Raw genomic sequence first — 11,898 nt, 5'->3', positions numbered from 1 at the left:
ATTCCTCGCTCAACTCGGGGGCGCCGGTCCGTGCGGACACACCGACACCCCATATTGTGCCCGCGCGAGCCGTAGTGCCAGGGTGCGCGACCCGCCAGGTGGCCGGGATCGCCACCGGAACCGGCTCGATGACGGCCGATCGGGTACGGCCCGTCGCAGACCTCGCAGCCGTGACCAACCCGCCTGCCCGGCACATCCTGACGGAGTGTGCCGGGTAGAGCCCGTCCTGAGGGCGGTCGGGCCGAGGCGGAGGCCGGGGCGGCCGTCCGGCAGCGCACACGGTTGGTGCTCCGTACGCTCGGCGGAGGGCGCGCGAGGATGATCGGCTTGGCACCCGGCAGGGGGACGGTGGAGGATACGGGTGTGTCAGCCGAGGCGGGGACGGCGACGACCGGGGCCCGGGACGGGGCGGTCCGGCGTGTGCGGCTGCCCGCAGATCGCCGTACGCCCGCCGCCGCCCGCGCCGTGGTCCGCTCGGTGTTGACCGAGTCACACCTGGACGAGCTGGTCAACGAGGCGCTGCTGCTCACCACCGAGCTGACCACGAACGCCGTGGAGCACGCCCGCACCGAGTTGGACATCGAGGTAGTCGCCGACGAGGTCGGGCTGACCGTCACCGTCTCCGATTTCGCGCCCGGGTCGGGCGACGAGCTGACCGTCGGCACCCGCAACGACTCCACCGAGATCGACGAGGTCTCCGAGCGGGGCCGAGGCCTCCTGCTGGTCGACCACTTCGCCAGCCGCTGGGGCACGACCTACCTGCCCACCGGAAAGGGCGTCTGGTTCCGACTGGACCGCCCCGGCGCCGAGACCTCGGCCGAGGACATCACCGCTCGCGCGTCGGCGCCGAACGGCGACGGAGCAGGTACGACCGTGGACAGGTCCGCGCCGAGCGCCAGCGCGATGAGTGAGCTCATGCAGACCGCGCCCGACCTGTACGCGGACGACCCCCTGCCCGACTTCGCCACCAGCCTCCTCAGCCGGGTCGCCGAGATGGTGGGCGCGGCCGGCGGCACGATCCGCCTGGACCGGGGCGACGGGCAGGGCCGCCAGGTGTTGGCCCGCTTCGGTCGACCGCCCCGCCCCGGCAGTGAACTGCTCCGGGTGCCCCTGACGGTGCACCGCCCGTACGCCGGTGAGCTGGAGTTGGACGCCGCGCCGTCGGCGTACGCCCGGCCGTTGGCGGTGCTGACCGCCGAGCGTCTGTCGCTGCACCTGGAGAACGACCGGCTGCGCCGGGCCGACGTCCGCCGGCAGGTGTGGCTGACGTTCCTCGCCGAGGCGAGTGAGCTGCTCGCCCAGTCGTTGGACGTCGACCTGACCATGGCGCTGGTGCCGCAGTTGGTGGTGCCGCGACTCGGCCAGTGGTGCGCGGTGCACACCACCGACGAGTGGGGCCGGCTGCGGCTGGCGGCGGCCAGCCACGCCGACGAGTCGACGCTCCCGCAACTGCACGAGGTGTTGGCGGAGACCGGGCCGGACTCGATCCAGGCCCGCCTGCGCGAGGCCTCGCGTAGCGCGGCGCAGATCCCCCTGGGCGGGCCGATGGAGGGTTTCGCGGTCCCGCTGATCGCTCGTGGGCAGCGGCTCGGCACCCTGGCGGTGGGGCGGCACCAGCGGCACCGGCACGACCCGGACGAGGTGGCCGTGTTGGAGGACGTGGCCCGGCGTGCCGCGTTGGCCATCGAGAACGCCCGGATCCACGCCGAGCGCCGCCGCGTGGCGCAGACGCTCCAGCAGTCCCTGCTGCCGCCGGTGCTCCCCGTGGTGGACGGGATCGGGTTCGCCGCCGAGTACGTGCCGACCGGCGACGACGCCGAGGTGGGAGGCGACTTCTACGACGTGGTGCCGCTGCCCGACGGGCGTTGGCTGGTGGTGATCGGTGACGTCTCGGGCAAGGGTGTCCAGGCTGCCGCGGTGACCGGGTTGGTCCGGGATGTGATCCGGGTGCTGGTCGGCGACGGTAAACCGTTGCCGGAGGTGTTGGCGCGGCTCAACGAGACGCTTGTCGAGCGGGGCGGCGGGCGGTACTGCACGTTGGCGCTGGCGGCGGTCGGGCCCGGCGAGGGCGACCAACTCGACGTGTCACTGCACCTGGCCGGGCACGACCGGCCGGTCCTGCTGTCCGCGGCGGGCGGCGCGGGGTTCGTCGGCACCGGCGGCACCGCGCTCGGCCTGCTCGACACGATCACCTCACCGACGGCGCAGATCGCGCTCGCGCCCGGCGATTCGCTGATCTTCTACACCGACGGCGTCACCGAGCGGCGACGGGGCCGGGAGCTGTTCGGCACCGACCGCCTACGGGACGCGGCAGCGCCCCTGGCGGGATATTCGGCCGACGTGGTGGCCGCCCGGCTGCGCTCCGCCGCGATCAACTTCTCGGTCGAGCCGCCCCGGGACGACATCGCCGTCCTGGTGCTCCGCAACGACGCCACCTGACCGTCGCACGCGGCCCACGCGGCGCTCGGCCTGCAGTTGGCGATCGCTGCTGGACACGCACAGCTGGTGGATGGACTGACCGACCCGGGCGGGTCTCACAGACCGCCGGGGAGACGCCCGGGTGCGAGCCGGTGTTCCGGATCGAGGTGCTCCTTGGCCGCCCGCAGTTGGGGCAGGCCGGCCAGCTCGCCCCAGAGGTCGACGGCCCGCCGGACTTCCGTCGGAGCGGAGACCACGACGCAGCGGCCCTGCCGGGCCAGCAGCACACCGCGGACCGCGGCCAGGATGGACGCCACCCGGTCGGGGGCCAGTGCTCCGGGCAGTGCCGCGTGCACCACGCCCAACCCGGCGGACCCGCGCACCGGCACCGGCGTGCCGGCGGCGTCGCGCAACGCGTAGACGGCGGCGTGCAGGTCGCCGATCGGCACCTCCAGGCGCAGCGCCGTGTCGCCGGGGGCGAACGGGTAACGACGCCACCACGTCGGGGCGGAGTGGGCGATCGTGGCCTCCCCGTGCAGCAGGCCGACCAGGCGCTCGGCGCGTTCGGTGACGTCGGCGGGCCCGCCCTCCAACAGCACCACCAGACTGCCCGCCCTCGCCGGCACACCGGCCCGCCCGGACATCGACGGGTGGCGCTCGCGAGCGGTGGCTGCCGGGTGCCCCGGCGGGTAGGGCGTGCGCGGGCGAGGCGTGCCTCCGGGCAGGTCCAGCTCGATGGCCGCCGGCTCCAGTCGGGCGGCGAGGATCGTCCGGACCAGGTCGTGCACCTCCAACGGCGTCCACACCGGACGGGACACCCAGAGCCGGCTGGCCGGGACCTGCTGCACCCGCAGGGTCGCCGCGACCAGCACGCCGAGCGCGCCCTGGGAGCCGCAGAGCAGCCGGGCCAGGTCGAGCCCCGGCGCGCCACCCCCGGCGCTCACCAACTCACCGTCGGCGGCGAGGTAACGGACACCGAGCAGTTGGTCGCACGGGCTGCCGTGACGGTGGCTGAGTGGGCCCGCCTCGCCCGCGGCGAGCACACCGCCGAGGGTCGCACCGGGCGACGGGGCGTCCATCGCCAGTCGCTGGCCGGTGCGCTCCAACGTGGCCTGCACGGCCCGCAGTGGCGTGCCGGCGCCCACCTCGGCCACCAACGCGCCGACCGGCTCGTGACCGATGCCGGCCAGCCGGCCGGTGTCGAGCATGATGTCCACCTGCACCGGCGTGGCGCCCCAGTCGATCTTCGTGCCGGCGCCCCTGGGCACCACCGCCAGGTCGTGCGCGGCGGCCAGCCGCAGCACCTCGGCCGCGGCGTGCGGGCCGCCTGGCACCGCCACCCAACGCGCCGGCCGCCCCGCCACCTCGTCGGCCGGCCCACCCAGCCGGGAGAACGGTGGGCCACAGATGGCCGCCAATCGTCGGGTGATCTCCAGGGCTCCGGACCGGCCGAGGGAACTCGCTGCTGCCGCCATGGCGGTCATCGTACATGTGTTCTAAAGCCGTGGTGAGGACTATCGGGATGCCGCTGGTCCGGCGTGCAGCGGGTGCCGGCCGGTAACGTGGCCGCCGTGACCACCGAGACTGCCCCGCCCGCGGCGAAGCGGGTGCCCAGCGAGCGCACCCACCACGGCGACACCGTTATCGACGAGTACGCCTGGCTCGCCGCCAAGGACGATCCGGAGACAATCGGCTACCTGACCGCCGAGAACGCGTACACCGACGCGCGCACGGCCCACCTGACCGAACTACGCGCCGCGCTGTTCGAGGAGACCCGTCAGCGGACCCGGGAGACCGACCTGTCCGTGCCGACCCGCAAGGGCGGGCACTGGTACTACACCCGGACGGTCGAGGGACAGCAGTACGGGGTGCACTGCCGCCGCGCGGTCCGCGACGGTGAGATCGAGCCGCCGGTCAGCGCCGACGGGGCCCCGCTCGACGGTGAGGAGGTGCTGCTCGACGGCAACCTGCTGGCCGAGGGGCACGACTTCTTCTCGCTGGGCGCGTTCGACGTCAGCCCGGACGGTCGTTGGCTTGCCTACTCCACCGACTTCTCCGGCGACGAGCGGTTCACCCTGCGCGTGAAGGACCTGGCCACCGGCGAGTTGCTGCCGGACGAGGTCCCCGACACGTTCTACGGCACCGCCTGGTCGTCCGACGCTTCGGTGCTGTTCTACGTGACCGTGGACGACGCCTGGCGGCCGAACCGGGTGTGGCGGCACACCGTCGGCTCGGCCGCCGCCGACGACGTGGTGGTCCACCAGGAGGACGACGAGCGGTTCTGGGTAGGCGTGGAGCTGACCCGCTCGGAGAAGTTCGTCCTCATCGACATCCACAGCAAGGTGACCAGCGAGGTGCTGGTGATCCCCGCCGGCAACCCGGCCGGCGCGCCGGCCGTGATCGCCCCCCGGCGCCAGGGCATCGAGTACGCGGTGGAGCACCACGGCCACCGTTTCCTGATCCTGCACAACGACGGCGCGGAGGACTTCGCGCTGGCGTTCACCTCGGCGGACGCGCCGGGCGACTGGGTGCCGGTGATCGAGCACACCCCCGGCACCCGGCTGGAGGCCGTGGACGCCTTCGCCAACCACCTGGTGGTGTCGCTGCGCACCGACGGCCTCACCGGCCTGCGGGTGTTGCCGGTCGGCAGCGACGACTCGTACGACATCGACTTCCCGGAGCCGCTCTACAGCGTCGGGCTGGACGCCAACCCGGAGTACCGCACCGGGCAGGTCCGCCTGCGGTACTCCTCCCTGGTCACCCCCGACTCGGTGTACGACTACGACCTGGTCACCCGGCAGATGGTGTTGCGTAAGCAGAAGCCGGTGCTGCCCGGGCCGGACGGCCGGCCGTACGACCCCGCCGAGTACGAGCAGCACCGCGACTGGGCACTCGCCGACGACGGCACCCGCGTGCCGATCTCCCTGGTCTGCCGCGTCGGCACGCCCCGGGACGGCTCGGCGCCCTGCGAGGTGTACGGCTACGGCTCGTACGAGGCCAGCATGGACCCGTGGTTCTCGGTGGCCCGACTGTCCCTGCTGGACCGGGGCGTGGTCTTCGCCGTGGCGCACATCCGGGGCGGCGGCGAGCTGGGTCGACGCTGGTACGACCAGGGCAAGATGCTGGCCAAGAAGAACACCTTCACCGACTTCGTCGCCTGCGCCCAGCACCTGGTCAAGGCCGGCTGGACGGCCAGCGACCGGCTGGTGGCCCGGGGCGCCTCGGCCGGCGGCCTGCTGATGGGCGCGGTCGCCAACCTCGCGCCGGACGCGTTCACCGGGATCGTGGCACAGGTGCCGTTCGTGGACGCGCTCACGTCGATCCTCGACCCGTCGCTGCCGCTGACCGTCACCGAGTGGGAGGAGTGGGGCAACCCACTTGAGGACCCCGAGGTGTACGCGTACATGAAGTCCTACACGCCGTACGAGAACGTGGCCGCCGTGGACTATCCCGCGATCCTCGCGGTGACCAGCCTCAACGACACCCGGGTGCTCTACTCGGAGCCGGCGAAGTGGATCGCCCGGCTGCGGGCTGTCGCCTCGGGCGGTGACTACCTGCTCAAGACCGAGATGGGTGCCGGACACGGCGGTCCGAGCGGTCGCTACGACGCCTGGCGCGAGGAGGCGTTCATCAACGCCTGGATCCTGGACCGGATCGGCCGAGCCTGACGACGGGGACGGCGGCGATGACCGACGAGGACGGGCAGGGGTCGGCGCCCCGGCGTGCCTCCGCGTGGATGATCCTCGCCGTGGTCGCCGCCGCCCTGCTCGTCTGCTGCTGCTCCGCCGCCGTGGGCCTGCTGATCTCCTGGTCGGTCGGGCTCTTCCACAACGCGACCTGACCGGCCGACGGCTGACGCCGACGAGGCGTCAGCCGCGGCCGGCGCCGATCAGCGCTGCCGCCTCGCCGGTCCGCACCATCCGCTGCCAGCGCAGCCGGTTGCCGATCAGCGCGGTGACCACCGACTGCACCACCACCAGGTACATGAGCTGCCGGTAGAGCAGTTGCTGGAACGGCAGTGCCCACAGTGGCCCGTACCGCTCCCGGTCCAGTCGCAGGGCGTACGCGGCGGTGACCGCCTGGAGCAGCAGCAGCCCCGCCCAGGCCAGGGCGAGGGTCGACCAGGGCAGGAAGAGCAGTCCGTACACGGCGAACACGTCGACCGCCGGCGCGGTCAGCGGCAACACGATCTGGAACACCGTGAGGTACGGCAGCCCGCGTCGGCCCAGCTTGCCGCCGGCACCCGACTCACGCAACGCGTGCCGGTGCTTCCACATCGCCTGCATCGTGCCGTAGCACCAGCGGTAGCGCTGTCTCCAGAGCTGGCGCAACGACGACGGGGCTTCGGTCCAGGCGATGGCCGACTCCTCGTAGACAACCCGCCAGCCGGCGCGGAGCACCTTCATGGTCAGGTCGGTGTCCTCGGCCAGCGTGTCCGACGGCACCCCACCCACCCGCAGCAGCACCTCGCGGCGGAACGCGCCGATCGCGCCGGGGATGGTCGGCATGCACTCCAGCACGTCGTACATCCGTCGGTCGAGGTTGAAGCCGATCACGTACTCCAGGTGCTGCCACCGGCCGAGCAGCCGACGCCGGTTGGCCACCTTGGTGTTGCCACTGATCGCGCCCACCGACGGGTCGGCGAAGCCCTGGACCAGCCGGCGCACGGTGTCCGGCTGGAAGACGGTGTCCCCGTCCACCAGTACCAGCAGGTTCGCCCGGGCGGCCCGGATGCCGGTGTTCAGCGCCGCCGGCTTGCCGGCGTTGGCCTGCCGGATCACGCGTACCCCGCGCAGTCGCATCCGCTCGACGATGTCGGCGGTGCCGTCGTCCGACCCGTCGTCGACCACGATCACCTCCAGTGCCGGGTACGCGCTGGCCACCAGGGACCGGACCGTGGCGGCGATGTTCGCCGCCTCGTTGTACGCGGGCACGATCACCGAGACGGGTGCCAGCACCTCCGGCCGGTCCCGGCGGGGACGGCGGACCCGGCGCACGTGCCGCTGGGCGCAGAACACCTGCACCGCGAGACGGGCGACTCCGAGCACGAGCGCGGTGGCGAGCAGGACGTTCATCACGTCGGCCGACCAGCGGGCACCGGTCTGGGTCCAGCGCAGTGCGGTGCCGCTCAGCCGGGCGCCGACCCCGGCCGGGACCATCGACGGCGAGGCGTCGATGCCCGCGGATACGGTGGTGAAGCGGTAGCCCTGATCGCCCAGCGCGGGCAGCAGCCGGTCCAGCGCGGCGAGGGTCTGCGCCCGGTCACCGCCGCCGTCGTGCATCAGCACCACCGCTCCCCGCCCCCGCTTCGGGGTGGCCGCCCGCACGATCTGGTCGGCCCCGGGGCGCTGCCAGTCCCTGGTGTCCAGGTCGCTGAGGACCGCGACGTGCCCGGCGCTGGCGGCAGCGCGCAACGCGGCGTACTCGGACCCGGTCAGCGCCGTCGGCACCGAGGAGAACGGTGGCCGCAGCAGGGTCACCTCCCGGCCGGTGGCCGAGGCGACCGCCTTGCGGGTCAGCGACAGTTCGAGATCACGCCGCCACGGCGACACGTCGGCGAGGTTGGCGTGGGTGAACGTGTGCGAGCCGATCTCGTGCCCCTCGTCGAGGATCCGCCGGACCAGGTCAGGGTGCTCGTTGACCCGGGCACCCACCACGAAGAAGGTGGCGTGCGCGCCGTGCCGGCGCAGCACGTCGAGGACCTGCGGCGTCCAACGCGGGTCCGGCCCGTCGTCGAAGGTCAGCGCGATGGTGCGGTCCGGCAGCGCCCGGCTGACCGGTTCGGCGCGATCCAGCCGCAGCACCGGGCTGCCCGAAGCGACGGCGGCCGGGACGTCCGGCGCGGGCCCTGCGGTGGCGTTTCCCGAGCCACCGGCCAGGCCACTCACCAGTCCGTTGACCGTGAGCGCCGCGAGCAGCAGGAGCAGCCCGAGCAGGAGCAGCAGCCAGTGCGCCCGAGGGTCACGCCGGGCCACGTGTCTCGCCATCGTCACTGCGGCTTACCGGGCGACTTGCTCGGCTTGGCGGTGTTGCGGTGCTCGTCGCCACGGCCCGGTGGATCGGTGGCGGCCGGCGCCCCGGTGGCGGTGGCGGTCGTACCAGCCGGGCTGGGGGCCTGGTTTCCGGTGGTCGGCGTGGCGCGCGGCAGCGGTGCCGACGTGCGGGTCACCGACGGCGATGGCGACGGGGCGACCCGGGGCTGGATGATCCCGTCCACGCCGGCCTCCACCGGGCGCGTTCCCCGGGAGTCGTCCGTCCAGCCGGGCAGCGGCACCGAGGTGTCCAGGAAGAGCCCTGCGGCGATCAGGGCGAGGCTGGTGAGCAGGCCGAGGCCCATGGCGGTGCCCGCGATGACGGTCAGCCGGCGGCGACGCCCGGTGCCGTCGACGAACACCGGTGGGGCGGAGCCCGGTGGGTTGTGCATCTGGCGAACTCCCACGGTTACCGTGCCGGGACCGTCCGGTCCGACACCGGAGACCCGACCGTCCGGGCCTCTGGTGCACACAGCGGCACCGCCACCAGCGGTGTTACATCGGCTCAGGTCATGCGCAGCTCGTCCAGGGCCGTGCTGGCACGCAGGAAGAGCAGGCCGACACCGACCGTCACCAGCACCGCGACCAACGCGCCGGCACCGAGCCAGGCCAACTGCTCCAGTGGTACGGCAACGGCTCGCTCGATCGCCGGGGTGTACACGATCCGGGTGTACTGCTCCCGGGTGGCCGGGTCGTCACAGAGCGCCGCCGTGGCCTCGCAGATCTCCGTCGACGAGACGCCCGTCGACACCTCCCCGACGAGCCCACGGCCGAGCAACGTGCCGACGGTGAGCGCGAGCAGGATCGCCGGCACCGCCGGGGCCAGCGCCTGCCAGACCACCGAACGGCTCAGCGTCGCTCGGGGCACCCCGGTGGCGACCAACGCCGCGTAGGCGCGTCGGCGGGCGACGATCCCCTCGACCAGCGCGACGATCAGGCCACCCGTCGCGATCAGGATGGCCACCGCGACCGCGGCATCGACCAGATCCATCGTGGACAGATAGAACGAGTCGGGGTCGCCGCCCGCCCCGACGAGCCCGTTCTGCTCCTGGTCGAGCTGGTCCTTGGTGGCGAAGTAGGCGCGCTGGGCGGCGGCACCGCCACCGAAGATCAGGGCGGCGAGCAGCGCCGCGAACGTGCGGCTGCCCGCCCACGGGTCGGCCATCAACCGGCCCGCCGCGAGCAGCGCCGCGGGCCGGCGGGCGTGCCGGCGCAACATCCGCCCGCAGTTGTACGAGATCCAGCCGGTGCCGATCACCACCCCGATCATCGCCGCGAGCGCACCCAGCGCGAACAGCAGGGGCATCAGCCAGGCCAGCTCTCCGCTGTAGTCGATCCGGTACGCCACCGGGCGGATCACCGCGAACGAGACCACGCCGAACCCGATCAGGAGCCCGGCCCACGGGCCTGGACCACGCTCACGGGTGGTCTTGCGGCTCACCCCGAGCGGGCTGGTGGTGACCGTACGCAGCATCAGGGCGGCGGCCAACGCGGCGACGACCGGCAGACCGAGCACCACGGCGGTCAGCGCCCCGGTCGACGGCAACACATCGGTCGGCAGGGCCAGTTGACCTCGCGCGTCCGGCCGGTGCAGCAACTCGCGGCCGAGCAGGTAGACACCCAGCCCGGCGAGCGTGCCGAGCAGGGCAGCCATGCCGGTCTCCAGCACGGCCAGCCGGGTGACCTGGCCGGGGGTGGCACCAGCGAGCCGGATCGCGGCCAACCGGCGGTCCCGCGCCGGTGCGCCGAGGCGGGCACACTGACCGGCCAACGCCAGCACCGGAACCATCAGCATGAGCAGCGCGAACGCGGTCCCGCCGCGCAGTCCCGGTTCCCCGAGCAGCGCGTTGTGGTACTGCTCGGACAACCTGTTCGGGTTCTCGTCCGTCGCCGCGGACGTGGGGATGGCCAGCACGGTCAGCGCCGCGAGCCCGGCCAGGGTCGCCAGCAGGGCGCTGAGGGCGGTGAGCACCACCCGGGCGATGTCGGTGCGACTTCCGGCGAGCGCGAGGCGGACCAGCGTCGCCGGTCTCACCGGGCGCCGCCGACCATCGGCACGTCGAGCCCCAGCCCGGTGTGGTCCACCAGGCCGTCACGCAGCACGACCTCCCGATCGGCGTACGCGGCGATCCGCGGCTCGTGCGTGACCAGCACGACGGCGGTGCGCTGCTCACGGGCGAGCCGGACCAGTCGGGTGAGGACCTGCTCGCCGGTGAGTGTGTCCAGTGCGCCGGTCGGCTCGTCGGCGAAGAGCATCCGAGGCTCGGTCACCAGGGCCCGCGCCGTGGCGCAGCGTTGCTGCTGACCGCCGGACATCTCACCCGGCCGCACGTCTGCCAGCTCCGCCACCCCGAACCGTTCCAGCCAGGTGAGCGCCGCCGTCCGTGCCTCTCGCCGCCCCGTGCCGGCGAGGAGCAGGGGCAGGGCGACGTTCTCCGCTGCGGTCAACTCGGCCACCAGTTGGCCGAACTGGAACAACACCCCGAACTCGGTACGCCGCAACCGGGACCGGGCCGCCTCCGGCCAGGTGTCGATGCGCTGCCCACGCCAGGTGACCTCGCCCGCGTCCGGGCGGAGGATCCCGGCCAGGCAGTGCAGCAGCGTCGACTTGCCGCAGCCGCTCGGGCCGGTGACGGCGACGATCTCACCCTCGGCCACGTCGAGCGTCACGCCGCGCAGCGCGGGTGTCGGGCCGTACGCCCGAACCACGCCGCGAGCCTGGAGTTGCGTCACGGGTGCACCTCCCGGTGCCAGTCGGCGACCCGGCCCAGGGTGGCGTGCAGCCACCGTAGGTCCGCGTCGAGATGGGAGATCGCGAAGTCCGCCGCGACCACGTCGCTGAGGGTGGCGGTCGGGTCGGCCTTGACGGTGGTCAGCTCACGCAGCCGCGCCGTGTGCGCGGCGCGCTGGGCGATCAGGTAGGACCGGGCCCGGTCTACGTCGGCGACCAGGAGCGCCACCACGACCTTGGCGAAGAGCGTGCTGGCCACGTACGGCATGGGTGGTTCCACGGTGGTCAGCCACTGGTCCAGCGTGGCCCGCCCCTGGCCGGTCAGCGCATAGGCCGTGCGATCCGGCCCGCCCGCGCGGTCCTGCCCGGCGGCGGCCACCAGACCGTCGCGTTCGAGGCGGCCGAGCGTGGCGTAGACCTGCCCGAAGGCCAACGGCCGCGCCCTCGGCAGCCGCTCGTCATGCGCACGCTTCAGCTCATAACCGTGTCGGCTGCCGGCAGCCAACAACCCGAGCAGAACATGCGGCGTAGACACGCCCCCCACTATTCACCAAGCGAATACCCAAACTCAACAACCACCCCACCCACCCACTCACTCGGCCCACCCGGGCCGCTCGGCCCACCCACCGGGTTGATCAAGAGGTTTGCGTCATGAACGGGCCGAAATCTGACGCAAACCTCTTGATCACCGGGGCGGGGTGGGGGCGGGTGGGGGTG

Annotated in this window: 9 protein-coding genes; 3 read left to right on the top strand and 6 right to left on the bottom strand. The window is 73.2% G+C overall.

Features of this window, described 5'->3' with window-relative positions:
• Nucleotides 1-363 precede the first annotated feature (363 nt).
• On the top strand, nt 364-2,439 hold the full coding sequence (locus ABGB10_RS25305; protein ID WP_347663451.1) for a SpoIIE family protein phosphatase: 2,076 nt from the start codon (nt 364-366) through the stop codon (nt 2,437-2,439).
• A 95-nt stretch (nt 2,440-2,534) separates the two neighbouring features.
• Here ABGB10_RS25305 and ABGB10_RS25300 read toward each other — a convergent pair whose 3' ends face one another.
• Entirely contained in the window at nt 2,535-3,893 is a 1,359-nt protein-coding gene (locus ABGB10_RS25300; protein WP_347663450.1) for an FAD-binding oxidoreductase, read from the bottom strand.
• A 96-nt stretch (nt 3,894-3,989) separates the two neighbouring features.
• On the opposite strand from ABGB10_RS25300, the gene ABGB10_RS25295 reads away from it, so the two are divergent.
• Nucleotides 3,990-6,086: a S9 family peptidase gene (locus tag ABGB10_RS25295; RefSeq protein WP_347663449.1), complete on the top strand. Its 2,097-nt coding sequence runs from the start codon at nt 3,990-3,992 to the stop codon at nt 6,084-6,086.
• Nucleotides 6,087-6,103: 17 nt separating this feature from the next.
• The gene (locus tag ABGB10_RS25290; RefSeq protein ID WP_347663448.1) at nt 6,104-6,259 is read left to right on the top strand and encodes a hypothetical protein; all 156 of its coding nucleotides are present in this window, start codon (nt 6,104-6,106) and stop codon (nt 6,257-6,259) included.
• Between the two features lie 28 nt (nt 6,260-6,287).
• Here the strand turns inward: ABGB10_RS25290 and ABGB10_RS25285 are convergent, their stop codons facing one another.
• The 5 genes from ABGB10_RS25285 to ABGB10_RS25265 form a co-directional block, all read right to left on the bottom strand.
• Nucleotides 6,288-8,405, bottom strand: coding sequence for a bifunctional polysaccharide deacetylase/glycosyltransferase family 2 protein (locus ABGB10_RS25285; protein WP_347663446.1), 2,118 nt, complete (start codon nt 8,403-8,405; stop codon nt 6,288-6,290).
• A gap of 2 nt (nt 8,406-8,407) precedes the next feature.
• Nucleotides 8,408-8,842 (bottom strand): hypothetical protein, encoded by a 435-nt coding sequence (locus tag ABGB10_RS25280; RefSeq protein WP_347663445.1) that lies wholly within the window; start codon nt 8,840-8,842, stop codon nt 8,408-8,410.
• 113 nt (nt 8,843-8,955) lie between these two features.
• Nucleotides 8,956-10,485: an FtsX-like permease family protein gene (locus tag ABGB10_RS25275; RefSeq protein ID WP_347663444.1), complete on the bottom strand. Its 1,530-nt coding sequence runs from the start codon at nt 10,483-10,485 to the stop codon at nt 8,956-8,958.
• Nucleotides 10,482-11,183, bottom strand: coding sequence for an ABC transporter ATP-binding protein (locus ABGB10_RS25270; RefSeq protein WP_347663443.1), 702 nt, complete (start codon nt 11,181-11,183; stop codon nt 10,482-10,484). Before ABGB10_RS25270 ends, ABGB10_RS25275 begins: the two co-directional genes overlap by 4 nt.
• Complete coding sequence (locus ABGB10_RS25265; RefSeq protein ID WP_347663442.1) at nt 11,180-11,716, bottom strand: PadR family transcriptional regulator; 537 nt, start codon at nt 11,714-11,716, stop codon at nt 11,180-11,182. Before ABGB10_RS25265 ends, ABGB10_RS25270 begins: the two co-directional genes overlap by 4 nt.
• Nucleotides 11,717-11,898 lie beyond the last annotated feature (182 nt).

It is taken from the genome of Micromonospora sp. B9E7, assembly GCF_039871815.1.
In the GTDB taxonomy this organism is placed as follows: Bacteria; Actinomycetota; Actinomycetes; order Mycobacteriales; family Micromonosporaceae; genus Micromonospora.
This window is presented reverse-complemented; position numbering and strand designations above follow the sequence as displayed.

Coding starts and splice junctions, on each gene's coding strand:
- ABGB10_RS25290 (WP_347663448.1), top strand. CDS start 6,104: ATGACCGACGAGGACGGGCAGGGGTCGGCGCCCCGGCGTGCCTCCGCG.
- ABGB10_RS25280 (WP_347663445.1), bottom strand. CDS start 8,842: ATGCACAACCCACCGGGCTCCGCCCCACCGGTGTTCGTCGACGGCACC.
- ABGB10_RS25300 (WP_347663450.1), bottom strand. CDS start 3,893: ATGGCGGCAGCAGCGAGTTCCCTCGGCCGGTCCGGAGCCCTGGAGATC.
- ABGB10_RS25285 (WP_347663446.1), bottom strand. CDS start 8,405: ATGGCGAGACACGTGGCCCGGCGTGACCCTCGGGCGCACTGGCTGCTG.